This is a genomic window from Streptomyces sp. NPDC037242 (assembly GCF_055604165.1).
This window is the reverse complement of record NZ_JBVJUY010000001.1, coordinates 539,906-563,968: the sequence shown is the minus strand read 5'-3', so window position 1 is coordinate 563,968 and position 24,063 is coordinate 539,906. Positions and strand designations below refer to the sequence as shown.

At 73.1% G+C, this 24,063-nt stretch carries 23 protein-coding genes and 1 tRNA gene; 12 read left to right on the top strand and 12 right to left on the bottom strand.

Annotated elements, in window-relative coordinates; translation table 11 throughout:
• Window positions 1-48: 48 nt before the first annotated feature.
• The 6 genes from ACZ7GJ_RS02415 (at window position 49) to ACZ7GJ_RS02390 (ending at window position 5,931) form a co-directional block, all read left to right on the top strand.
• The gene (locus tag ACZ7GJ_RS02415; RefSeq protein WP_470748574.1) at window positions 49-1,338 is read left to right on the top strand and encodes a molybdopterin-dependent oxidoreductase; all 1,290 of its coding nucleotides are present in this window, start codon (window positions 49-51) and stop codon (window positions 1,336-1,338) included.
• Window positions 1,335-1,850 carry a hypothetical protein gene (locus tag ACZ7GJ_RS02410; RefSeq protein WP_470748572.1) on the top strand — a complete coding sequence of 172 codons (516 nt, stop codon included), beginning with the start codon at window positions 1,335-1,337 and terminating at the stop codon, window positions 1,848-1,850. The genes ACZ7GJ_RS02415 and ACZ7GJ_RS02410 overlap by 4 nt, the downstream gene beginning before the upstream one ends.
• A gap of 90 nt (window positions 1,851-1,940) precedes the next feature.
• The gene (locus ACZ7GJ_RS02405; RefSeq protein WP_470748570.1) at window positions 1,941-3,005 is read left to right on the top strand and encodes an NAD-dependent epimerase/dehydratase family protein; all 1,065 of its coding nucleotides are present in this window, start codon (window positions 1,941-1,943) and stop codon (window positions 3,003-3,005) included.
• Between the two features lie 91 nt (window positions 3,006-3,096).
• The gene (locus ACZ7GJ_RS02400) at window positions 3,097-3,813 is read left to right on the top strand and encodes a glycosyltransferase family 2 protein (RefSeq protein WP_470748568.1); all 717 of its coding nucleotides are present in this window, start codon (window positions 3,097-3,099) and stop codon (window positions 3,811-3,813) included.
• Window positions 3,810-4,430 (top strand): TIGR04282 family arsenosugar biosynthesis glycosyltransferase, encoded by a 621-nt coding sequence (locus tag ACZ7GJ_RS02395; RefSeq protein ID WP_470748567.1) that lies wholly within the window; start codon window positions 3,810-3,812, stop codon window positions 4,428-4,430. The genes ACZ7GJ_RS02400 and ACZ7GJ_RS02395 overlap by 4 nt, the downstream gene beginning before the upstream one ends.
• A 115-nt stretch (window positions 4,431-4,545) precedes the next feature.
• A complete protein-coding gene (locus ACZ7GJ_RS02390; RefSeq protein ID WP_470748565.1) occupies window positions 4,546-5,931 on the top strand; it encodes a glycosyltransferase 87 family protein in 1,386 nt (461 codons plus the stop codon).
• A gap of 174 nt (window positions 5,932-6,105) precedes the next feature.
• Here the strand turns inward: ACZ7GJ_RS02390 and ACZ7GJ_RS02385 are convergent, their stop codons facing one another.
• Window positions 6,106-6,951, bottom strand: coding sequence for a class I SAM-dependent methyltransferase (locus ACZ7GJ_RS02385; protein WP_470748563.1), 846 nt, complete (start codon window positions 6,949-6,951; stop codon window positions 6,106-6,108).
• A 108-nt stretch (window positions 6,952-7,059) separates the two neighbouring features.
• Between ACZ7GJ_RS02385 and ACZ7GJ_RS02380 the strand changes: the two genes are divergently transcribed.
• On the top strand, window positions 7,060-7,650 hold the full coding sequence (locus tag ACZ7GJ_RS02380) for a TetR family transcriptional regulator (RefSeq protein ID WP_470748561.1): 591 nt from the start codon (window positions 7,060-7,062) through the stop codon (window positions 7,648-7,650).
• Between the two features lie 193 nt (window positions 7,651-7,843).
• Here the strand turns inward: ACZ7GJ_RS02380 and ACZ7GJ_RS02375 are convergent, their stop codons facing one another.
• The 3 genes from ACZ7GJ_RS02375 to ACZ7GJ_RS02365 form a co-directional block, all read right to left on the bottom strand.
• Window positions 7,844-8,068, bottom strand: coding sequence for a response regulator transcription factor (locus ACZ7GJ_RS02375; protein ID WP_470748745.1), 225 nt, complete (start codon window positions 8,066-8,068; stop codon window positions 7,844-7,846).
• Window positions 8,069-8,156: 88 nt separating this feature from the next.
• Window positions 8,157-8,879, bottom strand: a complete 723-nt coding sequence (locus ACZ7GJ_RS02370; RefSeq protein ID WP_470748560.1) for a class I SAM-dependent methyltransferase — start codon at window positions 8,877-8,879, stop codon at window positions 8,157-8,159.
• Window positions 8,880-9,576: 697 nt separating this feature from the next.
• Window positions 9,577-9,650: transfer RNA gene (locus ACZ7GJ_RS02365), tRNA-Pro, on the bottom strand.
• A 126-nt stretch (window positions 9,651-9,776) separates the two neighbouring features.
• Here ACZ7GJ_RS02365 and ACZ7GJ_RS02360 point away from each other — a divergent pair.
• Together ACZ7GJ_RS02360 and ACZ7GJ_RS02355 are read left to right on the top strand one after the other, a co-directional pair.
• Window positions 9,777-10,478 (top strand): transketolase, encoded by a 702-nt coding sequence (locus ACZ7GJ_RS02360; RefSeq protein WP_470748558.1) that lies wholly within the window; start codon window positions 9,777-9,779, stop codon window positions 10,476-10,478.
• 16 nt (window positions 10,479-10,494) lie between these two features.
• On the top strand, window positions 10,495-11,403 hold the full coding sequence (locus ACZ7GJ_RS02355) for a transketolase family protein (RefSeq protein WP_470748557.1): 909 nt from the start codon (window positions 10,495-10,497) through the stop codon (window positions 11,401-11,403).
• 55 nt (window positions 11,404-11,458) lie between these two features.
• On the opposite strand, the gene ACZ7GJ_RS02350 is transcribed toward ACZ7GJ_RS02355, so the two are convergent.
• The 6 genes from ACZ7GJ_RS02350 to ACZ7GJ_RS02325 form a co-directional block, all read right to left on the bottom strand.
• Entirely contained in the window at window positions 11,459-11,830 is a 372-nt protein-coding gene (locus tag ACZ7GJ_RS02350) for an MmcQ/YjbR family DNA-binding protein (RefSeq protein WP_470748555.1), read from the bottom strand.
• An 84-nt stretch (window positions 11,831-11,914) separates the two neighbouring features.
• Window positions 11,915-12,460 carry a GAF domain-containing protein gene (locus tag ACZ7GJ_RS02345; RefSeq protein WP_470748553.1) on the bottom strand — a complete coding sequence of 182 codons (546 nt, stop codon included), beginning with the start codon at window positions 12,458-12,460 and terminating at the stop codon, window positions 11,915-11,917.
• The gene (locus ACZ7GJ_RS02340) at window positions 12,457-13,071 is read right to left on the bottom strand and encodes a GTP-binding protein (protein WP_470748551.1); all 615 of its coding nucleotides are present in this window, start codon (window positions 13,069-13,071) and stop codon (window positions 12,457-12,459) included. The genes ACZ7GJ_RS02345 and ACZ7GJ_RS02340 overlap by 4 nt, the downstream gene beginning before the upstream one ends.
• The gene (locus ACZ7GJ_RS02335; RefSeq protein WP_470748550.1) at window positions 13,049-13,402 is read right to left on the bottom strand and encodes a DUF742 domain-containing protein; all 354 of its coding nucleotides are present in this window, start codon (window positions 13,400-13,402) and stop codon (window positions 13,049-13,051) included. The genes ACZ7GJ_RS02340 and ACZ7GJ_RS02335 overlap by 23 nt, the downstream gene beginning before the upstream one ends.
• A 71-nt stretch (window positions 13,403-13,473) precedes the next feature.
• Window positions 13,474-13,905, bottom strand: a complete 432-nt coding sequence (locus ACZ7GJ_RS02330) for a roadblock/LC7 domain-containing protein (RefSeq protein ID WP_365919224.1) — start codon at window positions 13,903-13,905, stop codon at window positions 13,474-13,476.
• Between the two features lie 62 nt (window positions 13,906-13,967).
• Window positions 13,968-15,689 carry a sensor histidine kinase gene (locus tag ACZ7GJ_RS02325; RefSeq protein ID WP_470748548.1) on the bottom strand — a complete coding sequence of 574 codons (1,722 nt, stop codon included), beginning with the start codon at window positions 15,687-15,689 and terminating at the stop codon, window positions 13,968-13,970.
• Between the two features lie 505 nt (window positions 15,690-16,194).
• Here ACZ7GJ_RS02325 and ACZ7GJ_RS02320 point away from each other — a divergent pair.
• From ACZ7GJ_RS02320 to ACZ7GJ_RS02310, 3 genes are all read left to right on the top strand, one after another.
• Window positions 16,195-20,109 carry a polymorphic toxin-type HINT domain-containing protein gene (locus ACZ7GJ_RS02320; RefSeq protein WP_470748546.1) on the top strand — a complete coding sequence of 1,305 codons (3,915 nt, stop codon included), beginning with the start codon at window positions 16,195-16,197 and terminating at the stop codon, window positions 20,107-20,109.
• A 3-nt stretch (window positions 20,110-20,112) separates the two neighbouring features.
• Entirely contained in the window at window positions 20,113-20,370 is a 258-nt protein-coding gene (locus tag ACZ7GJ_RS02315; RefSeq protein WP_470748544.1) for a hypothetical protein, read from the top strand.
• Between the two features lie 611 nt (window positions 20,371-20,981).
• Window positions 20,982-21,617 carry a hypothetical protein gene (locus ACZ7GJ_RS02310; protein ID WP_470748542.1) on the top strand — a complete coding sequence of 212 codons (636 nt, stop codon included), beginning with the start codon at window positions 20,982-20,984 and terminating at the stop codon, window positions 21,615-21,617.
• Between the two features lie 149 nt (window positions 21,618-21,766).
• Here ACZ7GJ_RS02310 and ACZ7GJ_RS02305 read toward each other — a convergent pair whose 3' ends face one another.
• Together ACZ7GJ_RS02305 and ACZ7GJ_RS02300 are read right to left on the bottom strand one after the other, a co-directional pair.
• On the bottom strand, window positions 21,767-23,002 hold the full coding sequence (locus ACZ7GJ_RS02305) for an MBL fold metallo-hydrolase (protein ID WP_470748540.1): 1,236 nt from the start codon (window positions 23,000-23,002) through the stop codon (window positions 21,767-21,769).
• Window positions 23,003-23,117: 115 nt separating this feature from the next.
• Window positions 23,118-23,900, bottom strand: a complete 783-nt coding sequence (locus ACZ7GJ_RS02300) for an SGNH/GDSL hydrolase family protein (RefSeq protein WP_470748538.1) — start codon at window positions 23,898-23,900, stop codon at window positions 23,118-23,120.
• Window positions 23,901-24,063 lie beyond the last annotated feature (163 nt).

The following is a 24,063-nucleotide window of genomic DNA, read 5'->3' as shown; positions in this document are numbered from 1 at the left end:
CGGCATGTTCTCTCCAACGGCCGGTATCCCGCGACGTGGAGGTCTCCGATGGGTACGAGCGGTGTCGGACCGAAGCGGCCGGACCTCGTGCCGGGGCCGGGGCCGGGGCCGGCGCGCCCGGAGTTCTGGCGCAGTCCCCTGCGCGGTCCGTGGCTGACCGCGGTGTTCGGACTCGTCCTGCTGTGCGGGATCACGGTGCTGTTCGTCACCGGCCTGCTGTCGTACGCGGCGTACAACCCCGATCTCGCGGCGGTCAACGACCAGACCCCGGACAAGGGGTGGCTCGGCTTCTACCTGTTCTCCTGGCCGACTTCCCCGTACTGGCTCTACCGGCTGACCCAGGGCGTCCACGTGACGCTGGGGGTCGTGCTCGTGCCCGTGCTGCTGGCGAAGTTGTGGTCGGTCATTCCGAAGCTGTTCGAGTGGCCGCCGATCCGCTCGCTGAGTCATGCCCTCGACCGGCTCTCCCTGCTCCTCCTGGTCGGCGGCGCCGGATTCGAGTTCGTCACCGGGATCCTCAACGTCCAGTTGCACTACGTCTTCCCCGGCTCCTTCTACGCCCTGCACTTCTACGGGGCCTGGGTGTTCATCGGCGCCTTCGTGGTGCACGTGGCCTTCAGGCTGCCCCGAGCCCTGCGGGCCGTCCGCCGCCGGCTCGGGGAACCCTCCGCGGGTACCGAGGAGGCGGCCGGGCTGGTCTCCCCGCGGCCCGCGGCGCCGACCATCTCGCGCCGGGGCGCCCTGGCCATGGTCGGCCTCGGCTCGGCGGCACTGCTGGTGGTCACGGCGGGGCAGAGCATCGGCGGGTGGTGGCGGCGGACCGCACTGCTCGCGCCGCACGGCCGGGACCCGGGCTCGGGCCCGAACGGCTTCCAGATCAACAAGACCGCCGCCTCCGTCGGCATCCGGCCCAGTGACACGGGCCCCGCCTGGCGGCTGACCGTACGCGGCGCCGGCCGACAGGTCGACCTGACCTACGAGCAGCTGCTGGCCATGCCGCAGCGTGAGGCGGCCCTGCCGATCGCCTGCGTGGAGGGCTGGTCCACCACCGACCAGCAGTGGAGCGGAGTCCGGCTCACCGAACTGGCCGCACTCGTCGGGCTCGGCGTGCACACCCCCGAAGTCCTGGTGGAGTCGGTCCAGCGCGGCGGATCGTTCCGCTCCGCCGTACTGAGCGACGACCAGGCCCGTGACCGACGCTCGCTCCTCGCGGTCCGGGTCAACGGCGCGTACCTCTCCCCCGACCACGGCCATCCGGCGCGCGTCATCGTCCCCGGGGCACCCGGCGTGTACAACACCAAGTGGGTCACCCGGCTGACCTTCGGAGGGCCGGCATGAACGCTCGGACCGCTTTCCGCCGCCGCTACGGCGCCTCCCCGCTGCACCTGCTGCTCGTCCTGGCCTCCTTCGCCCTCGCGCTGTACGCCGGTCTGCGCCTGTTCGAGGGGGACACCGTCGGCGTGGCCGTGTGGTTCGTCGGTGCGGCCCTCCTGCACGACCTCGTACTGCTCCCCCTGTACGCGGTGACCGACCGCGCGATGCAGGTCCCGTTCGCCGGGGACCGGAACGACGAGCGGCCGACGCCGCGGGTGAGCGTGAACCACGTCCGCGTGCCCGCCTTCGTCTCCGGTGTCCTGCTGCTGGTCTGGTGGCCGCTGATCCTGGGTCAGGTGGGCCAATACACCGCCGCGACCGCCCTCTCCGCGGACGGCTTCCTGCCGCGGTGGCTGCTCATCACGGCCGCGCTCTTCGCCGCCTCCGCAGCGGTACTCATCGCTCGGACGTGGAACCGGAACCGGGGGCGGAGGCGGAGCCGGGCCCGGCGGCAGGCACGCGGCGCGACGAAGTGACGGCCTCCGGACGCCGCACCGCGTGACGGAAGTCTTACGTGCACGCGTGGCAGACTCCGCCGACGCTGCCTGCTGCGTAGCGTCGCCGTCATGCGTGTACTCGTCACCGGAGGAGCCGGGTTCATCGGCTCCCACATCGTCTCCGCCCTCAAGGACCGCGGCCACGACCCCGTCGTGCTCGACGCCCTGCTGCCGGCAGCCCACCCGGACACGCCGCCCCTGCCGGACGCGGAGTTCCTGCGCGCGGACGTACGGGACGCCGACTCCGTGCGCGCCGCGCTGCGGGGGGTGGACGCGGTGTGCCACCAGGCGGCCATGGTCGGCCTCGGCAAGGACTTCGCGGACGCTCCCGAGTACGTCGGCTGCAACGACCTCGGGACGGCGGTACTGCTGGCGGAGATGGCGGCCGCCGGAGTACGGGAACTCGTCCTCGCCGGGTCGATGGTGGTCTACGGGGAGGGCCGGTACACGTGCGAACGGCACGGCACGGTGCGCCCGGGGCCACGTCGGACCGAGGACCTGACGGCGGGCCGGTTCGAGCCGCTCTGTCCCGACTGCGGGGCCGAGCTCGCCCCGGGTCTGGTCGGCGAGGACGCCCCGACGGATCCCCGGAACGTGTACGCGACGACGAAGCTGGCCCAGGAGCACCTGGCGGCCTCGTGGGCCCGGTGCACGGAGGGCCGCGCCGTGTCCCTGCGCTACCACAACGTGTACGGGCCGGGCATGCCGCGCGACACGCCCTACGCCGGGGTGGCCTCGTTCTTCCGGTCCGCGCTGGCCCGCGGTGGGGCCCCTCGGGTCTTCGAGGACGGCGCGCAGCGGCGGGACTTCGTCCATGTCGGAGACGTGGCCTCGGCGAACGCGGTGGCCCTGGAGGCCGTGGGCGGGCTGTCCGTCGGGACGCTGACCGCGTTCAACACGGGCAGCGGCGTTCCGCATACGGTCGGCGAGATGGCGTCCGCGCTGGCGGCGGCGTACGGGGGCCCGCGCCCGGTGGTCACGGGCGAGTTCCGCCTCGGCGACGTACGCCACATCACCGCCGACTCCACCCGGCTGCGCGAGGAATTGGGCTGGCGCCCGGAGGTCGGCTTCGCTCAGGGCATGACCGAGTTCGCCCGCGCGGGCCAGCGCGCGTCGGCGGGGGCCGTCGGCTGATCCGCCCTGCGGCTGCGGCCGCGCACGGTGTCCGCGTTTCGTAAGGTCTTCCGGCCACTTTCCGCGCCCGTCCGTTCCTACGGTGTGGAGGGTGACTTCCTCTGCTTGTCGTCCGCCTGTCGCGGACCTCGTACTGCCCTGCCTCGACGAGGCGGAGGCCCTGCCCTGGGTGCTGGCGCGGGTGCCGGCCGGGTGGCGGGCGATCGTCGTCGACAACGGCTCCACCGACGGCTCGGCGGACATCGCCCGCTCCCTCGGCGCCACCGTCGTGCACGAGAGCCGCCGCGGCTTCGGCGCCGCATGCCACGCCGGACTGCTCGCCGCCGGCGCCGAGTTCGTCTGCTTCTGCGACTGCGACGCCTCCATGGACCCCGGCCTGCTCGCCCCGATGGCCGCCCGGGTCGCCGCCGGCGAGGCGGACCTGCTGCTCGGCCGGCGCCGCCCGCAAACCCGCGGCGCCTGGCCCGCGCACGCACGCGCCGGAAACCTCGCCCTCGCCCGGATGCTGCGCCGCCGTACCGGCCTGCGCCTGCACGACCTCGGGCCGATGCGGGTGGCCCGCCGCGAGGCGCTGCTCGGCCTGGACCTGACCGACCGGCGCAGCGGCTACCCGCTCCAGATGGTCGTCCGCGCCGCCGACGCCGGCTGGCGCGTGGCCGAGACGGACGTCCCCTACCTGCCCCGCTCGGGCAAGTCCAAGGTCACCGGAACCTGGCGGGGTACCTGGCACGCGGTGCGGGACATGCGCCGGGTCCTGGCCGAGTCGCCGGGCGCCCGGACGGCACCGACCGAGGGGGCGTCCGCGTGAGCACCCTCCTCGTCATCGCCAAGGCCCCCGTCACCGGCCGCGTCAAAACCCGGCTGACCCCGCGGTTCACGCCCGAGCAGGCCGCCGACCTGGCCCGCGCCGCGCTCCAGGACACCCTCGCGGCGGTCCTCGCCACCCCTGCCCGGCGCCGCGTCCTGGTCCTGGACGGGCAGCCGGGGCCCTGGCTGCCGGACGCCATCGAGGTCGTCCCCCAGGGCACGGGCGGCCTGGACGCCCGGCTGGCCGCTGCCTTCGCCCTGGCCGACGGACCGGCCCTGCTCATCGGCATGGACACCCCGCAGGTCACCCCCGGCCTCCTCGCGCCCGGGCTCGACTTCACCGAGGCCGACGCCTGGTTCGGACCCGCCGACGACGGCGGCTTCTGGGCCCTGGGCCTGGCCGAACCCGACCCGGCCCTGCTGCTCGGCGTACCCATGTCCGTACCGGAGACGGGAGAGGTGCAGCGCCGCCGGCTGACCGACGCGGGGCTGGCCGTGCGCGATCTGCCCGAGCTGTGCGACGTGGACACCCCCGCCGACGCGGAACGCGTGGCGCGGGCGGCTCCGCGTACCCGCTTCGCCGCCGTGCACTGCGAGCTGTGCGCGGCGACCCGGTGACCGCCCAGCCCACGGAGCCGGTCAACCGAGCCCGGCACAGGCCGACCCCCTACGAATCACGGACATCCGCGGTGGCGCGGCCCACGGGAGGGCCGAGCCTGGAACGCTTCCGCAGGTGAAGCCCCTTGCCGCCCTCAGCCCGCGCGCCGCGCTCGTGACCACCGCACTCGCCCTCGCCGCACTCACGGCGGTGCTCGTCCCCACCCTCATGGACGAGGGTTACCCCAGCGACCCCGTCGGGCTGTTCTGCTGGTACGCGGCCTGCTGGGTTCTCTTCACCGCCGCTCTGCTCGCTCTGCGCCGGGTCCCGGCCCGCCACGTCGCGTGGCTGATCGCCGCGGGTGCCGTCGCCGTCACGGTGACCGGGCTGACGGGACCACCGCGGACCAGCACCGACTCCTACCGCTACGCCTGGGACGGCCGCGTCCAGTCCGCCGGCCTCTCCCCGTACGACCACACCCCGCAGGACCCGGCGCTCGCCCGGCTCCGCGACCCCTGGCTCTTCCCCACCGGCGCCGCCTGCGAGGGCCCCGACATGGCGCCGATCCCGCACCCGGGCGGCGCGGCCCACTGCACCCGCATCAACAGGCCCGCCGTCCACACCATCTACCCGCCCGTCGCTGAGGTGTACTTCCTGGCCGTCGAGCAGCTCTCCCCCGTCGGCACCCGGCACAAGCCGCTCCAGATCGGCGCCGCCCTGATCTCCCTCGGTGTCACAGGCACGCTGCTCCTGATCCTGCGACGGCGCGGCGAGGACCTCCGCAGGGCCGCGTACTGGGCCTGGTGCCCTGCCGTCCCCATCGAGGCCGTCAACAACGCGCACATCGACGTCCTGGGCGTGCTCCTCACGGTGACCGGACTCGGCCTCGTCGCCTCCCGGGCCCTGACCCGGCGGACGGCGGGCGGAGTGCTGATCGGCGCCGCCATCGCCGTGAAGCTGATGCCGGCCGTCGTTCTCCCCGGCGTACTGTCCGGGGTCCGCCGCGTCCGCGACGCGGCCGCCGTGCTGCTGCCCGCCGCGGTCTTCGTCGTACTCGCCTACCTCCCGTACGTCCTCCTCTCGCACGGCCCGGTCTTCGGCTACCTCGGCGGCTACGTCCAGGAAGAGGGCTACGACGACGCCTCGGCCGGGTCCCGCTATGCGCTCCTGCGCCTGGTGCTGCCGGATGCCTGGTCGTTGCCCGTACTGGTCGTCGTCATGGCGGGCGTGTCCCTGTACGTGATGTGGCGCGGGGACCCGCGACGCCCTTGGAGCGGCGCCCTCCTGGTCACCGGCTGCGCCTTCGCCCTCCTCACGCCCGGCTACTCCTGGTACGCGCTGCTCCTGGTCGCGCTCGTCGCTCTCGACGGACGGTGGGAGTGGCTGGGCATCGCGCCCGCGGGGGCCGCCGCGTACGTCCTCGGCCCGACCTTCCACAACCAGCCGGCGCTGAGCACCACCGCGTACGGCGTCGCGGTCGCCCTCGTCCTGTCCGCGACCTGGGCCCGTCGCCGAGCCTGACTCCGTGACTCCCGGCTACCGGCTACCGGCTACCGGCTACCGGCTACCGGCTACCGGGAAGGCGACGTCGGGCGGCCCCCACCTCAACGGCAGCTGCTCCGATGTCTGGGCGCTGTGCCTGAACGTCCGCCAGGGACACGCCCAGTAGGGGCTTGAAGCCGTGGCGGTCCGGGCTCAGGCTGCGAGGGTGGCGGTCAAGAGCCACCCGGTGCTGCGGAGCCGGACCGCGCCGGCGGTCTCGTGAGCGCCGAGGACTTCGGTGAGGCGGCGGCGCGCACGAGCCTGAGTGGCGGGATCGACCGTGCTCAGGAGGTGCCGGCCGGGGCCGGAGTCGAGGAGGAAGTCCGCGGCTTCCTGGGCGGTACGGCCCCAGCTCCCGTGCGCCTGGACGTGCTCGGCGTGCACGTTCTGGAGACCCGCCTTACGAAGTAGGCCGGTTGCGGTGTCGGGGTCGGCGAGGGAGAACATACCCGGTCCGCCAGGGGCTCCGAAGCCGCCGATCGGCAGGATCTCCTTGAGTGCGGTGAGCGCGGTCAGCCACTCGTTTCCTTCGGGTTCCGCCGCACTCAGGAAGGCGATGCGCCCACCCGGACGCAACGCAGAGGCGATGTTGGCGAACGCGGCGGCGGGGTCGGAGAAGAACATGATGCCGAAGCGGCTCATCGCGACGTCGAAGGCGGCACGGGGCAGGTCATGAACCTGGGCGTCGCCGTGCGTGAAGGAGATGTTGGTGATGCCTGCTTCGGCAGCGACGGTCCTGGCTCGCTCGATCATGGGGCCGGAGAGGTCGAGACCTGCCGCGGAGCCCTGCTCCGCGGCCCGAGCGGCCAGCCGCGTGGTCGCGCCCGCGCCGCAGCCGATGTCGAGTACGTCCTCCCCGGGGCGAATCGACGCGGCCGCCAGCAGCGGCTCGTTGAAGCCGGCGTTGACGGCGTTCCAGCGGTCGTGATGCGCGGCCCAGTGCGTGCCCTCGTAGCCGTTCCAGGCCTGCGCCTGGCCGGTGTTGGCGATCTGCTGCATGCGGAAGTGACCTCCGGACGAGTGGGAAGAGCCCCTAGAATGGGCGCACGCCCAAAGAGTATGGGCAGATGCCCATACTCGCAACGCCCCTGCCTCTGGAGGAAGTTGATGTCACCGCGCGGAGTCGCCATCGAAGGTCTGCGGGAGCGGCTGTTCGCGGCAGCGGAGCGCGTCCTGGCCCGGGACGGGGCCGCGGCACTGACGAGCCGGGCGGTCACCGAGGAGGCCGGGTGCGCCAAGGGCGTGCTGCACACACACTTCGCCGGTCTGGACGAGTTCGTCGCCGAACTGGTCCTGTACCGGTTCGGGGCGGCAGCAGCGCTGTCGGAGGACCTGCCCTCCAGAGCGGGCACTGGTTCGGTACCGGACAACCTCGCGGGTGTGGCCTCAGCCGTGCTGTCCCTGGATCCGGGGCTGGTCGGGCTGGCGGTGACGCGACCACTGGCAGCCCGGCGCGTCCGGGAGGCCTGGCAGGCCGGCGCCCCGGGGTTCACCGCGATCCAGGAGGCGGTCAGCGGCTACCTGCGCGCGGAGCAGGGTCTCGGGAGGGTCGCGGCGCCGATGGACGTGGAGTCGGTGGCGCTCGCACTCGTGGGCACGCTGCACCACCTCCTGATGACCGGCGGCCCGGCCGATGCCGCGCCGGATTCGCAGGCGCAGGTCGAGCGACTCATCCGCACGCTGACCCACCCGGCGTAACGCCCCTCGGGCGGCGCGGTCCGGCACATACGGGTCAATCCGAGGACGCGCAGCGTGCACATCCGTACGTGCTGTGCGCCTATCGACGTGGGCGCTGGTCCCCAACTGGTCCGCAGCGACAACGCCGTTGTTGTCGGGCGGGGCGTCTTCTCGGCTCGGCGTCGCGGGTCGAGGATGACCTCCGGCGACTCGATCACGGTGTCCGGGTCGACGGGGGCACGGCAGGCCGGCGAGCGGTCACGACGTTTCGCCGGGCGTATCGAGCGGCTTCCGACCGGTTCGCCACGCCGAGCTTGCGGAGCACGGCGGCGACGTGGTGCTCCACGGTGCGCCGCGACAGGAACAGCTCATCAGCGATCTCGGCATTGCGGAGTCCGTCGGCCAAGAGGGCGAGCACCTCCTGCTCGCGGGTGCTCAGTCCGGCGTACGACAGCGCGGCCCCGCCGAGAGGGGCGGCAGCTCGCGGGCGTCACCCGCCCGATGCCTGCGTGCGGCCGGCGAGGGGGCTATGGCCTGACTTCAGCGGTCGGACGTCTTCCCCGGCCGCTCCAGGCGCGTGCGGTGAGAGCGATCGAGCCGTCAGCCTCGGTGGGGACGTCGGCTCGCAGACGCTCACGCAACGCGTCCTGCCGCTTCCGCGGCAGTGAAGCGAGGTACGACGGGGCAGGCCCTTGCCCGCCCAGGAACGGGGCCCAGTAGTCGTCGAAATCCCTGAAGTGTGTCGGGATGTTGATCTCGTCGACCTCCACGTACGCCAGGCCGGCCGCTCGCAGCAGTCCGTCCAACGGGCCCGGCGCACACAGGGGGAACCGGAGGGCCTCGTCCAGCTCCCGGCTGCCCTCGTCCAGGGAGACGGCGGCTTTCCAAAAGTAGCGGATCAGTTCCATGCCCCCCTGGGTGTAGTCCCAGAGGTACGCGGCGACCGTGCCGCCGGGGCGAACGATGCGGGCCATCTCGGCGACCGCCCGCTCAGGAGCAGGGACGAAGTTGAGGACCAGGCCGCTGACCGCCACCGACGCCCGGCCATCCGGGAACGGCAGCCTCATCGCATCGCCGCGTACGAACTGGGCCCGGGAATCCGTGACGTGCTGCCGGGCGTACCGGACGTAGCCGTCCGACGGCTCGACTCCCACCACCCGCCTGGGACCGGCCACGTCCAGGACCGCCCGCGTGACGGCACCCGTCCCGCAGCCGATGTCCCGCCAGTCACTGCCCTCCGCAACGCCCAACCGGCGGACGCACTCCACCGCCACCTGCCGGCTCCACCGCCCGATGTACGGCTCGTATGCTTCCCCTTCGCCCCACACCGGCGTTCACCCTCATCCCGGACGGCCGGGGCCCGGCGGGCCCGGACACCAACCGCCTCGAACCAGCATGCCCGGGGCCCCACCCGCTCGCAGCTCGGCCGGGAGCACCAGTCAAGACGTGCGGGCCGCACATCCGCCGCGGACGGATCCCCCCTCAGCAGGGACGGATGTCACCCCAGCCCGAGAGGTTCCTCGCATGCGGAGGGCCAGGGCGGCGCCAGGGCAGTTCCGGTCCCGCTGGAGCACAACCGCTCCAATGCCTCGTAGATCGGGGAATCGGAAGCGCCATCCACCTCCGCGCCGGCCTGTGCGGAAACGGGTCGCGACTCCTCAGACCCGAGCCCTCGCTCCGAAAGCCTGCCATCGACCGCGCTCCGGCCGGGGTCGTGCCCGGTGCCACACGGTCGCAGCCCGCGCAGCGCGTCCGTGAAACCACATCCACCGGCTCCGCGCAGCCCTCCGCCGGCTCCGCTCCCCCGCAGTACCCGGCTCCAGCGTCGCGGCCAACCGGCCCGCAGAATGGACGTGCGACCACACTGCGACCACCATGGCTCCGGACGCACGAAAGGCCGCCCTCCCACGGATGAGAGAACGGCCTCCGACCTGCGTTTCCGCAAAGTCGGGACGACAGGATTTGAACCTGCGACCCCTTGACCCCCAGTCAAGTGCGCTACCAAGCTGCGCCACGTCCCGATGCCCGTTGACCTGGGGTTTCCCCTGGTTGAACGCGCAGGAGAACGATACCGCACTTCGCGGGGTGGTCGCGCGCACCTTTCTCGCGCTTGACCTCAAGCGCGCTTGAGGTTGCACGATCGGTGCATGACACAGGCAACCGCGGACACCGGGTTCCGCTACGAGGATCTGAGCCGCCTCATCGCGCTCATGACCGGGGCCGAGAAGCACGGCCCCGCCGCCACCTCCACGCTCGACGCGCTGTGGGTGCTCTACGACCGGGTCCTGCGCGTCGGCCCCGCGAGCGCCCAGGACACCGGGCGGGACAGGTTCTTGCTGTCCAAGGGGCACGGGCCGATGGCCTACTACGCCGTGCTCGCCGCCAAGGGCTTCTTCCCCGTCGACTGGCTGAGCGGATTCGGCTCGTACGACTCCCCCCTCGGGCACCACCCGGACCGCACCCTGATCCCGGGGGTGGAGATCGCCAGCGGCTCCCTCGGGCACGGGCTCCCGCTCGCCGTCGGCAGCGCGCTCGGGCTGCGCGCCCAGGGGCTGGACGACCCGGCGGTGTGGGTGCTGATCGGCGACGCCGAGCTGGACGAGGGCAGCAACCACGAGGCCATCGCGTACGCCGGCTCGGCCGGGCTGGAGCGGCTCCACACGATCGTGATCGACAACGACTCGGCCACCCACGGGTGGCACGGCGGGATCGCCTCCCGGTTCGAGGCGGCCGGCTGGTCCGCGGTGACGGTGGACGGGCACGACCACGCCGCGCTGCACGCCGCCTACACCGCACCGCATCCGGGCCGGCCGCACGCCGTCGTCGCCCGCGTCGAGAAGAAGCAGTAGGGAACAGGGGGAAGTCATGGACACCATGCGCGAACGGTTCGTCTCGGTCACATCGCGAGTGCTCGACGAGGACCCGCGGCTGGCACTCGTGCTCGCCGAGATCACCATGGACGGGTTCCGGCCCGCCCAGCACCGCCACCCGGACCGGGTGATCAACGTCGGCATCCGGGAGCAGCTCCTGGTCGGCGTCGGCGGCGGGCTGGCCCTCACCGGGCTGCGGCCCGTCGTGCACACCTTCGCCAGCTTCCTCGTCGAGCGGCCCTTCGAGCAGGTCAAGCTGGACTTCGGGCACCAGGGCACGGGCGGGGTCCTGGTCAGCGCGGGCGCCAGCTACGACTGGCCGGCCGGCGGGTTCACGCACATGTCACCGGGCGACGTGGCCCTGCTGGACACCCTCGACGGCTGGACGGTCCACGTCCCCGGGCACCCGGACGAGGCCGAGGCGCTGCTGCGCCACGCGTATGCGGCGGGCGACGACAAGGTGTACGTCCGGCTCTCCGGGCAGTCGAACGCCGAGCCCCGCCCCATGGCGGCCGACCTGGGCTTCCAGACCGTACGGGAGGGCAGCGCCGGCGTGGTCCTCGCGGTCGGGCCGCTGCTGGACAACGCACTGGCGGCGACGGAGGGCCTGGACGCGACGGTCCTGTACGCGCCCACGGTGCGGCCCTTCGACGACGCGGCGCTTCGCGCGGCCGTCGGACGCGCCACCGCCGACGTGGTCCTGGTCGAGCCCTACCTCGCCGGTACCTCCACGACCGCGGCCGCCCAGGCCCTCTCCGAAACCCCGCACCGCGTCCTCGGGCTCGGCGTCGGCCGCGCCGAGCTGCGCCGCTACGGCACGCTCGACGAGCACGTGGCCGCCCACGGCCTGGACCCGGCGTCCCTGCGCGCCCGCATCGACGCCTTTCTGCGGCCGCAGCGCTAGGGGGTGTCTGGGCCCGGCGTCGGCACGGTCGTCCGCGACCGCCCCGCCGCCGGGCTCAGTCCGTGGCGGGTGTCAGTTCGGGGTGCGCCGCGACCAGGCGCTTCGGGGCCGCCTGGAGCCAGGAGTCGACCAGGATCGAGCGCAGCTCGGCCACGTCCTCCACGGCCGCCAGACGCACCCGCAGCCAGGCGTAGTTGTCGTCGTGGCCCTCGCGTATGAAGAACTTCTCCGGCTCCGCCCCGATCAGCTCGGCCCGGTCCTCCTTGGGGCACTTCACGCCGATCGAGGTGTCGTCGTCGGCGAGCGAGACGAAGATCCTGCCGTTCTTGCCGCCCACGCGGAAGGTGGGCATCCCCCAGGCGAGCTTCTCGCTGCTGTCGGGGAGCGACAGTGCGATCTTCCTGACGTCCTGCGCCGTCGTGGCCATCCCCGCGACTCCTCTCCGGACACCGGTGAACCCTCGTCCGTCGACGGTAGCCCCCACCACTGACAACCGCCCCGGACCGCACCCTCAGCCGCGCCGGTCCTCCCGCTCGTGGACCAGGGCCACCAGTTCCGCCGCCAGCTCCTTCACGGTGGCCAGGCCGTCCGTCCCCCACCGCCGCGGCACCGTGTCCACCGCGCACACCGTCCCGAGTACGATCCCCCGCCGGTCCGTCAGCGGCGCGCCCACGTACGACCGCACCCCGCTCTCGTCCACGACGGCGTTGCCCGCGAAGCGCGCGAAGTCCCGTACGTCCTCCAGGACCAACGCCCGGCGCCGCACCACGACGTAGGGGCAGTACCCGTGGTCCCGGGCCAGTACCCGCGCCGGGTAGCCGCTCGCCGGGGCGTCGGCCGAGTGGTGCAGTCCGGCGAAGAACTGCCGTTCCTCGCCTATGAAGTTGACCCCGGCATAGGGCGCGGCCAGGGTGTCCGCGACCCGCCTGGCGAAGGCGTCGAGCTCCCCGTCCGGCCGCTCGCCCAGGCCGAGTTCACGCAGCCGGACGGCGCGCGCCGGCGCCTCCCGGTCCACCGGTGTCAGCAGCAGGTGCCCGGTCGATTCGTAGTACGTCATGGCGCTTCCCCCACATCCTGATACTTCCGCTGGTTCGCTGTGGACAGCAGGTGGTGGACGAGCGCGGCGAGCGCCCCCGTCCCGGACTTCGTCAGCCGCGCGTCGCACCGTACGACGGGCACGTCCGGCCCGAGCCCGACCGCTTCGCGGACCTCCTCGGCCGCGTAGCGGTGGCCGCCGTCGAACTCGTTGACGGCGACGATGAAGCCGATCCCGCGCCGCTCGAAGAAGTCCACGGCGGGGAAGCAGTCGGCGAGGCGGCGCGTGTCGGCCAGCACCACCGCTCCGAGCGCGCCGGCGCACAGTTCCTCCCACAGGAACCAGAAGCGCTGTTGCCCGGGCGTGCCGAAGAGGTACAGGACGTGGCGGGCGTCCAGGGTGATCCGGCCGAAGTCCAGCGCGACGGTCGTCGCCGTCTTCGCCTCGACCCCGTCCAGCGGGTCGGCGGCCTCGCTCAGCCCGCTCAGCAACTCCTCCGTGCTCAGCGGCTCGATCTCGCTGACCGAGCCCACGAAGGTGGTCTTGCCCGCCCCGAACCCGCCCGCGACCAGGATCTTCAGGGTCGCGGGCAGCTCGTGGGCGCGGCCCTCACAGTCGTTTGCGAAGGCCATCGAGCACCGCCTGGAGCAGGGACTGGTCGTCGGCCGCGAAAGCCGCGCCGCCGATGCCTCCGGGAAAGGGGAACCGCGGCGCCTGCACCGTCACCGCCCCGTGTTCCATCAGGTCGGACAGCAGCACCTTCACCACCACCGCCGGGAGCCGCAGTTGCCCGGCCACCTCGGCGACCGTGACGGCCGCCGCGCCGGCGCACAGCCGGAGCGCGAGGGTGTGTTCCGCGCCGAGCGGTGCGCGCGGGCGTACGCCGGTCGCCGTCACCAGGGACAGCAGGTCGAGCGCGACGGCCGACCGGGTCCGCCCGCCGCTCGCGGTGTAGGGCCGCATCACCCGGCCCGCAGAATCGTCCAGCCACGGCGTGTCACGCGGCGCCCCCGATGCCCCCCTGGCCCGGACCCTCATCGCTCCGGGTCGGCGACGGGCCGCCGCGGCGGGGCCGCCAGGTAGGGCCGTACGCTCTTGACCAGCATCGCCATCTCGTAGCCGAGCACGCCCGCGTCGGCCTCCCGGTCGGCGAGCACCGCCAGGCAGGTGCCCGATCCGGCCGCCGATACGAAGACCAGGGCCGTGTCGAGTTCGACCACCACCTGGCGGACCTCGGCGCCGTCCCCGAACCGGGATCCGGCGCTGCGCCCGAGCGAGTACAGCCCGGAGGCCAGCGCGGCCATGTGGTCGGCGCTGTCGGCGTCCATCCCGTGTACGCAGGTCACGAGCCCGTCCGCGGTCAGCAGCACCGCGCTGCGCGTGTACGGCACGCGCTGCACGAGGCCGCTGAGCAGCCAGTCGAGATCCGAGAGCCGGCCGGTCCTGGTCGCCACTTCGCCGCTCATGGGGGTGTGCTCCTCGATGCTGGGGAATTCCGGTACGGGTACGGGGGTCGGGGTGGTCCGGATCATGTCCGGTGCTCCGACTGGGCGAGGCCGAAGCCGCGCTGGAAGGCGGCCATCAGGCCGGGGTCGTGCACGGGCTGTTCGCCGTCGTCGGCCCGCCGGGGTGCGGGGGCGTCCCGCAGCTGGGGTACGAGGTGCTGCTGGGCCCGTCGTTTGGGCAGCGGCGGGCGGTCCTCGCCCACGCGGGCGGCCGGTACGGGCAGCAGCGGGCCCGCGACGGTGACGGCGGGCTCCGCGGGCTCCACCGCGGCCAGAGGTTCGGGCACGGCCGCGGGCTCCACGGCGTACACCGGGGGCATGGGGGCCATGGCGGGCATGGGGGCGGGCTCGGTTCGGGGCGCCGGACCCGGCACCTCGACGGCCCGGGCGGGCACCGCCGCCGGGGCCCCGGCCGGCTCCGGCCGGGCCGGTCCCACGCGTACGGGCTCCAGGGGCGGTACGGCGGCGCCGTCGGCCCACCCGGCCCCCTCCGCGGTCCCCCACGAGGTGGCCCGGGAGCCCCCCAGGGCATCGGCGGCGCCCGGCGCCTCCGCCCCCAGGAGGTCCTGCGGCAGCACCAGCACGGCGAGCACACCGCCGTAGATGTTGGACTTGAGCTCGACGGCCACCCCGTGCCGCCGGGCGAGCGCCGAGACGACGAACAGGCCGATCCGGCCGTCCGCCAGCAGGTGCCGGACGTTGATCTGGTCGGGGTCGCCGAGCAGGGCGTTCATCCGGTGCTGTTCCTCGGGCGGCATGCCGAGGCCCCGGTCCTCCACCTCGATCGCGATCCCGGCGGTGACCCGCTCGGCCCGCACCACGACATCGGTGTCGGGGGCGGAGAACACCGTGGCGTTCTCGACCAGTTCGGCCAGCAGGTGCACCACGTCGGCGACGGCGTGCCCACGGACGGTGCCGCCGGCCGGGGGCACCACCTTGACCCGGGTGTACTGCTCGACCTCCGCGACGGAGGAGCGCAGCACCTCGCTCAGGTCGATGGGCCGCGTCCACTGGCGCCGGGAGGCGGCGCCGCCGAGCACGGCGAGGTTCTCGGCGTGGCGGCGGATCCGGGTGGCCAGGTGGTCGACGTGGAAGAGCTCCTTGAGGAGGTCCGGGTCCTCGACCGTGTCCTCCAGGTCGTCCAGCAGCGAGATCTCGCGGTGCACGAGCGATTGCAGCCGGCGTGCCAGGTTGACGAAGACCTCGACCTTGCGGTCGCTGTCGGACGGGGTGACGGGTCCGCCCAGCCGGACCAGCGAGGCGTGCGCCTGTTCGCGGGCGCCGCGCAGTTCCTGCGAGAGCAGCCAGAACTCGTCCACGCCCGCCGGGTCGGTGCCGGGCGGTGGTCCGGTCGGCCCGCCGCGCACCGGGCGACCCGGGGCCTCGCCCCGTTCCAGCCGGTCCGCGGCGGTGCGCAGCTCCTGGCGGCCGCGCACGCTGGAGCGGCGCAGCGCCTCACAGCGGTCGCGTACGGTCTTGGCGGCGCGCTGGGCCCCGAGCAGGGCGGCCGCGAGGGCGCCGACGACGAGCAGGGCGCAGCCGGTGAGCACCGGCCACAGGCGGACGTCCCGGTCGCCCGCCCCGCCGCCGAGCTGGAGCGTGAAGATGACCGCGGCGGCGCCGCTGAGCCCGGCGGCGAGCGTGGGCAGTACGGCGGCGCGTACCAGCTGGGGCCGTATCTGCCGGCCGGGACCGGTGACGGCGTGTCTCGACGGGGCGTGGCGGGCGGCGCGGAGTCCGGACATCGGCGTCCTCGGTCAGTGGGGCCCGGAGCCCCCAGCGTTCCGGGGTCCGGTGTTGATCACCGGACACCCACGCTAGACCGCGCGCTGCCGCCCCGGACGCCCAGTTGGGGAACTTCGCCGGGGTGCTTCCCGCTCCCGATGGAGCGCTCGTACGGACGGCCGAATGCGCCGGGAGCGTGTACGCCCCGGCTGTCCGAGGGCGCGCGCCGCCCGGCCCGCTCACCTGTGCCCCGCGGCCCTCCACACACCCGCCCGCCCCGCGAACCCCGCGGGCACCCCGGACCCCACGGGCGCCACCAGGGCTCGCGCGGCGCGCCGCGGTCTCTTCACAGCGGCGGTTCCTCGCGTAATGCCAGTCAACCAAGGTTGATATTTGGTCAATTGTGGTTGAGTATCGCGGGGATCATGTAGGTGGAGAGCGCGAGGGGGAACCTGCCGGATGAAACGGCACATGTTCGATCGGGCCAAATGGTCCGCGGTCGGCCACCGCAGGGGTGGAAGCAGAGTGAGCCTGCGCATCCTCTGCGCAGGCGTGCTTCCCACGGCGCTGGCGGCAGGCCTGCTGGGCGCGTGGCCCGCTGCGGCCGTCGACGGGGCGGACACGTCAGAGCCCATGAACCGCGTCATGGCCGTCCGGCTCTGGCAGTCCGGCGGTGCGGGACTGCGCGAGGCCGCCGAGCGGGCACTGCTCGGCTCGGACGAGGACATCAGGAAGTTCCTCGACGAGAGCCTGCAGATCCAGTACGACGACGATTCCGTCACCGCGAGCCGCCTCATCAACGTGGGCGGCGTAGCAGTCCGGACGGCGACCAAGCAGGCGCTCAAGGGCACGCCCGCGCAGTTGGACACCTTCCTGAAGGACGGCTGGAAGGCTCCTCTCAACGAGGACCGCCAGGTCGAGGTCTCGCGGATCATCAACCTGGGCGGGACCGGGGTCAAGGAGGCCGGCAAGGCCGCCCTGAAGGGCACTCCGGAGGACATCGCCAAGTTCCTCGACGAGGGCCAGTACGCGGCGCGCGAGTCGGACAACGAGGTCGCGGTCTCCAAGCTGGCCGGCAGCGGCGGTCCGAACGTCAAGGCGGCCGCCAGGGTCGCCCTGCGCGGGACCCCGGACGACATGGTCGAGTTCCTGGAGATCGGGCAGTTCACGGCCCGTAACCGGGACCAGGAGTACGCCACCGTCGAGCAGTTGACGGCAGACGCCAAGCAGGCCGGTCTCCAGGCCGAGGACGCCATGAAGGCGGCCGAGCTCGCGTCGGCCGCCGCCATCGAGGCGGCGGCCAAGGCGAAGGAGGCCGCGCAGAAGGCCGCCCACGAGGCGGAGCTGGCCCGGAACGACGCCACGCGCGCCGCGGTGAAGGCCACGCAGGCCGCCAACGCGGCCCGCGCCGCAGCCGCTGCCGCCCAGCAGGCGATCAGCTCGGCGAACGCGGCCAGCCGTGCCGCGCGCGTCGCGGCCCTTGCGGCGGCCCAGACCGCGACCGCGGCCGCGAACGCCGCGAACGCCGCCAACGACGCGTACAACGCGGCCATCGCCGCCGGTAACGACGCCTCGCAGGCCGCTCGCGCGAAGACCCTCGCGGGCGTCGCCCGTATGGCGGCCAGTCTCGTCGAGACTTCGGCCCTCGCCTCCGACATGGCCGGAGCGGCTTCCCTGGCCGCCGGACTCGCGGCGAACGCCTCCAAGAGCGCGGGCGACAACGCCAACGCGGCAGCGGACGCGGCCGAGTCGGCCAACAACTACGCGGACGCGGCCGGGAACTCCTCGGCCGAGGCCCGCCAGGCCGCCGTCGAAGCCCGTCGTCACGCGAACGCCGCCAACCGCGCCGCCGACCAGGCGTCCGCGCTGGCCCGGCGTTCCGCGGCCGCGGCCTTCGAGTCCCGTGACGCGGCCCGTTCCGCTGCCAAGCACGCCCGTGCTGCCGCCGACGCGGCCGACGAGGCCGCAGCCCACGCCGGCGAGGCGGCGAACGCCGCTGCCCAGGCGACCAAGCACGCCGCGGCGGCCAAGACGGCGGCCGAGGCCGCCGATGCCGCGGTCGCCACGGCGAAGAACGTCGTCAAGATCGCGCGGGAGACCGAGGACGCGGACCTGGCGATGCGGACCGAGGCCGCCGTCGAGAAGGCCAAGTCCCGCAAGGCCCAGACCGACGCCTACATCTCCAAGGCCGCTTCCGAGCAGGCCGAGACCGTCAAGCTCGACGCCACTGCGGCCACGCTGGCCGCCGAGGCGGCCAAGCCTGACGTGGACGTCAAGGCCACCGCCGCCAAGGGCCGTGACCTGGCCATGAAGGCCATGAAGCTGCGCGGCCCCTGGAGCCAGGCGTCCGCGGCCATCGCGCTGGAAGGCACCGACGCCGAGGTCCTGGAGTACCTGCGCACGCGTTGGAAGCAGACCGGCCAGGACGAGATCCGCGAGCGGGTCTTCCAGCTCAGCGGACAGAGCCCCTACCTGTCGGTGCGCACCGCCGCCGCGAACGTGCTGAACGGCACGCCCGAGCAGGTCAGCGGCTTCTACACCGCCGGCCAGTACACGGCCGGTACGGACGACCTGGCGGTCGAGGTCTCGAAGTTCAACAACTTCGGCGGCCCGAGCGTCAAGGACGCCACCAAGAAGGCCCTCGCCGACGGCAGCGGCAAGGCCCTCGCCACCTTCCTCGCCGTCGACCAGTACTCGGCGCGCACCACCGACGAGCAGGTCATCGCCTCCAAGCTCGTCAACGACGGCGGCCCCGAGGTCAAGGCAGCCGCCAAGATCGCCCTGGCCGGCCCCGCCGACCTGCTGCACAACTTCGTGAGCGTCGGCCAGTTCATGGCCGATCGCAAGGACAAGCTGGCCGAGCACCACAAGAACCAGATCGACCGCCTGATCGCCGAGGCCTCCGGCATCGCCGCCAAGGCCAACGAGAACCGCTGGCGCGCGGCCGAGGCGGCCGCCAAGGCCAACGCGGCCAAGGCCGAGGCCGACGCCGCGGCCCTTGAGGCGAAGAAGTCCGCGGAATCCGCCGCCAAGTCCGCCGTGGACGCCAACAACTCCGCGACCGCCGCCGAGGCCAGTGCCACCGCGGCGAAGAACTCCGCGACGGCCGCGCGCAACGCGGCAGCCGCCGCCGGCCGCGACGCGGACGCCGCCGAGGAATCCGCCGCCCAGGCCGCCTTCTCCGCGAAGTACGCCCGTGACTCGGCGACGAAGGCGAACGAGTCCGCCGCTGCCGCCCGTGAGTCGGCCATCGCGGCGGGCAAGAGCAAGGACGAGGCCAACGCCCTCGCCTCCCAGGCGTGGAACGTGGTCAAGACCAAGCTCGAAGCCGAACAGGCCGCCGCACGCCAGGCGGCGGAAGAGGAGCGCAAGAAGCAGGCCGAGGCCGCGAAGCAGTCGAAGAAGAAGACCTGCTACGTCCCCGTCAACCGGGACAGCCTGCCCCCGTGCATGCTGGGCGCCGAGCCCGACGAGATCCTCTACGGGACCGTCGACCTCTCGGTGGCCAAGCTCGTGGGCAACGTCATCTGGGAGCTCTCTGGCGGCGCCGACATCCAGCGCTGCATCCAGGAGCCGTCCTGGGGCGGCTGCGCCATGGCCGTTGCCGGCGTCACGCCGTTTGGCAAGGCCCTCAAGGTCGTCAAGTGGGGCGAGAAGGGCGTCGAGGCCGCGATCGACGCGCGGAAGGTGGAGAAGGCCGTCGAGTGCGCCACCGACGTGGCGCGCAACAGCTTCCCCGCCGGCACGCGCGTCCTGATGGGCGACGGCTCGGCCCGACCCATCGAGCAGATCAGGATCGGCGACTCGGTTCTCGCAGCCGACCCGGTCTCGGGCGTCAGCGGGCCGCGCCGCGTCGAGGCGACCATCTACACCCCCGACGACCGTGACTTCACCGACGTCACCGTCAACGCCGCGAACGGCGGCGGAACCGTCACCGCCACGGACCACCACCCGTTCTGGTCCGAGACGTCGAAGACCTGGACCGACGCGGGCGACCTCACCACCGGTGACACCCTCCGGATGCCCGACGGGAACGCCGCGCAGATCGACGCGGTCCGCCACTGGAAGACGCTCCAGCCCGCGTACAACCTCACCGTCGACGACCTGCACACCTACCACGTGCTCGCAGGCACCACCCCGGTCCTGGTCCACAACGACACGCCGTGCCGGGTTCCCACGGTGCTGGACATCCGCAAGCTCCTCCCCGAAGGGGAGACGTTCAACTCCTACGGCAACAAGGTGTGGGGGGTCGGTCCCGACGACGCCGAGGCGGCCTTGGCGCACAGCGCTGAACACTGGAAGGAGCTGGGCGTGACCATGGAGCAGGCCCAAGCCTTCAAGCTGTTCTACGAGGACGCGGCCAGCAAGGGTCTGGGCGGGAAATCGGCCCCTCCGCGCGCGAGACTGATGGCTGACATCATCAAGAAGTTGGGCGGATAGCCAGTGGAGCAGGACAACCCGGCACAGACGATCACGTTGGTGCTGACCTGCCTGGACGGCCCCGAGTGCGTCGTGTCCTTCGAGCCGTGGGGCGCGCAGCACGTGCTGCGCCGTGAGGACCGGTTCACCGTCTCCGTGACGGCGCCCGCGCCCGTCGACTCCATCGAGGTGTCCTACGGCTCGGACGGCATCGTCGTCTGCCTCCTGATCGACGGCGAGATCACGGTGACCAACCGGGCGGGCGAGAACCTGCCGATGTAGTCACCACCACGCCCAGAAGCACTGCGGACGCCCGGCCGGACTTCGGCCGGGCGTCCTGCTTTTCCCCGTTCCGGCCCTTTGACCGTGGTCTGACCTCCTGGTCATGGACGCACGGGGGCCGGGGTGCCCTGGCACGAGCTCGAAGAGGTGCCCGCGGGGCGGGAGGAGGTGCCGGGTCCGCTGCGCGGGCTCGTGAGGCTGGGGAAGCGGCGGACGTCCTGGGCGCGGTTGGAGAAACGTCTCGGATGGTCGACGGGGCACCCCGTCTTCGCGCCGACGGCGGCCCGCCTGTTCGAACCGCTTCCCGGCCTCGACCCGAAACACCGGCGCAAGGTGCTCGTGTTCCTGGCGCAGCGCGCCCACCGCGGCGACATCGAGCCCGCCGGCGTCGAACGCCCGGCCTTCCTCGGGTTCGCGGCCAACCGGCACCGGGCCGTACCGCTGCTCGCCGACCGCGACGCCGGCGTGCGCACCGGTGCGGCCTGGGTGCTCCGGATGATCCCGGGCGACGGGCTGTCGCAGGCGCAGGAGCAGGAGCTGGCGGAGTTGCGCAGGCCGGCGGCCGTGGGGGCGACCGGACGGCGCTGGTCTCGCAACTGCTCGCGATCGGAGTGCTGTCGCGTCCCGGCGACGCGGCGGCCACGGTGGGGTGGCTCCGGCCCTGGCTGGATCACGACCGCGCGCATGTACGGCTGGCTGCCGCGCGGGCGACGCTGTCGACGGGCGCGCCCGACGGGGTGGCGGGGTTGGGCCACCGCGTGGCCCGGACGCTCGCCGAGATCGGCGGCGGGCTGCTGCCCGAGGTTCCCTGGTGGCCCGAGCGCCGCACGGTCGTGGGCCGCCTCGCGGACCGGCTGGCCGGTCATCCGCAGGAGGCGGCCGCACTGGTCCGCGGGCTGTCCGCGCACCGCAGCGCCGACCTGCGGTACGACGCCGTGGCGGCGGGCACGCACCTGCGCCACTGGCGGAGCCCGGAGCCAGGGGTGTGGGACACGGTCGCCGCCGGCCTGGACGACGAGAACTGGGTCGCCTCCGCGGCCCTGGACGTCATGGCCGGGGGAGGAGCGGCGGTGGCCCCGTACGCCGACCGCCTGGTCCGCTTCGCCGAGCAGGCCGGACCGGACACCTGGGAGACGCTGGGCGACAAGGCCTCACCGCCCGTGATCGCGGTCCGGGACGGCTCCGCACGGATGCCCGTACGCGGGGAATCCATGGACGACATGAACTGCCGGGACATCGGCCCGTAGAGCCGCAAGCCCTCTTCTGTGCCCCGCCGGGTGGCAGCCCGGCGGAGGACACCCCCGGGCCCATCAATGACACGTACGACCCGCTCGCGCTCCTCGTGGCTCAGCCGGGCCCCGTCAATGAGCTACCCGCCTCAGATCCGCATCTGGCGTCACCGCTCGCCCGCCAGGTCCAGATCACCGGCCCGAGACTCGCTCGGCTCCGGTTCCACCGGCTTCGGGCGACGCCACGGGTGGGCCAGCGGATGGGAGACCGGGCGCCACCAGGGGTCCACGGGCAGTGTTCCGGCAGGCTCGAAGGGCTCGCCCGGGCGCGGGAGCGCCACCGGCTGGCCAGCCTCCTCGGCAGCGTCGACCGTCCACTCCCCCGGCTCCGCCCAGGCATGGAGCGCTAGGTTGAAAGTGCCCCAGTGGATCGGGAGCATCACACCGTGCGGCTTGGATCCTTGCAGGTCAAGGTGGGCCTGGACGCCCTCCTGCGGGGTCATGTGGATGTCCGGCCAGCCCCCGGGCAGCGGGGTGTAGCCCGTGTAGTTCTCGGGCCAGTACTCCGAGTAGGCCCCGATCTGGATCATCGTGGCGTCGAAGGGGCCGTGCTCGGCGCCGATCTCCTTGAACCCGGGGAAGTACCCGGTGTCCCCGCTGTGGTAGATCCGGTGCTCGTCGCCCGCGACGACCCAGGAGGCCCACAGGGTGAACTGCTGGTTGCGCAGTCCGCGGCCGCAGAAGTGCCGGGCCGGGGTCGCGGTGAGCGAGAGGCCGGCGATCTTGGTGGTCTCGTTCCAGTCCAGCTCGCGCACCCGGTCGGCCGGGACGCCCCAGCGCTCCAGGTGCGCGCCGACGCCGAGCGGCACGGCGAAGACCGTGTCCGTACCGGCCAGCTGCTTGATCGTCGGGAGGTCGAGGTGGTCGTAGTGGTCGTGCGAGATCACCACGACGTCGACCGGGCCGAGCGAGGCCAGCGGCACCGGTACCGGGTGCAGCCGCTTGGGTCCGGCGAAGGGGAAGGGAGAGCACCGCTCACCCCACACCGGGTCGAACAGCACCCGCCGCCCGTCGATCTCCGCGAGCACGCTGGAGTGCCCCATCCAGGTCAGCCGCAAGCCGCTGACCGGCGGTTTCGCCAGATCTGCCAGGGTGGTCGGGTGGACCGGGACGGGCGCGTCGGGGTTGCGCCGGATCCGCTGCTCCTTGTGGAAGTAGATCTTGGCGAACTCCAGCATCGAACCGGAAGGCCTGATCCTGGCCCCGACCGGGTTCTGGAACACGCCGTCGGCGAAGTTCGGCGAGCGGTGGATCCGCTCCAGGCGAGCGCCGGACGGGTCCGCGCCGAAGGCTTCGGGCCGCATGGCGCGCAGCCGTGGACGCAGGGAACGGGAGCCGGTCAAGGCGCCTCCTGACGGAGTGGGGGCGGGACGGTCGGACGGCTTACGACCATCCCAACGCGTACCGGTCCCGAAGGATTCCGATCCGTACCCGCCATCATGCGCCGCTCCAGTCCCTCTAGAGCGGCAGCAGGTCCGGTCGCTTCGCCTCGACGTGGTCCCCGGAGGACTCCCCGCGCAGCCGGCGGCCGATCCACGGCACCAGGTACTCGCGGGCCCACTGGATGTTGTCGCGGGTCACGTCCACCGAGCCGCGCGGCTGCTGCGGCGGCCAGGGCTGGTCCGGATCCGCGGGCACCTCCAGGCCGAGCACCTGGGCGGCGCGCAGCGCGACCCGGGTGTGGCCCTCGGGCGAGAGGTGCAGCCGGTCCTCGTCCCAGGCCCGCCGGTCCTGTACGGACTTCAAGGACCAGAGGTCGAGCACCGGGCAGTCGTACCGGTCGGCGATCGCGCGCACGTGGGCGCTGTACGTCGCCACCTTGCCCCGCAGGTGCTTGAGGACCGGTACGCCGCGGGTGTCGAAGCCGGTGGTGATCATGACCTGGCCGACGGATCCGGTGAGGTCGGCGACGGCCGCCTCGAACCGCTCGGCCACGTCGTCCGGGTCGCTGCCGGGCCGGATGATGTCGTTGCCGCCCGCGCAGAAGGTCACCAGGTCGGGTGCGAGCTCCTTGGCCCGCGGGACCTGCTCCGCCACGATCTGGTCGAGGAGCCGCCCCCGGACGGCCAGGTTCGCGTACCGGAACCGGTCTTCTTCACGCCGATCGGCCAGGAGCACGGCCAGCCGGTCCGCCCAGCCGAGAAACGTTTCTCCGGGTCCCGGGTCCCCCACTCCCTCGGTGAAGCTGTCCCCGATCGCCGCGTACGAGCCGATGGTCTTGAGTGTCGTCGTCGCTGCCACGAGACCACATCCTTCACCCCGGCGCGTGACCTACGCCACCGTAGGCAGGGGTTGACGGACCGTGATTTATACCACCCGGCGGGTGAGGAATAACAGCGCGTGAGGCCGGGACCCCCCTCGGGTCCCGGCCTCACGCGGGTCAGGCTTCCGCCGGAGCGCCCGG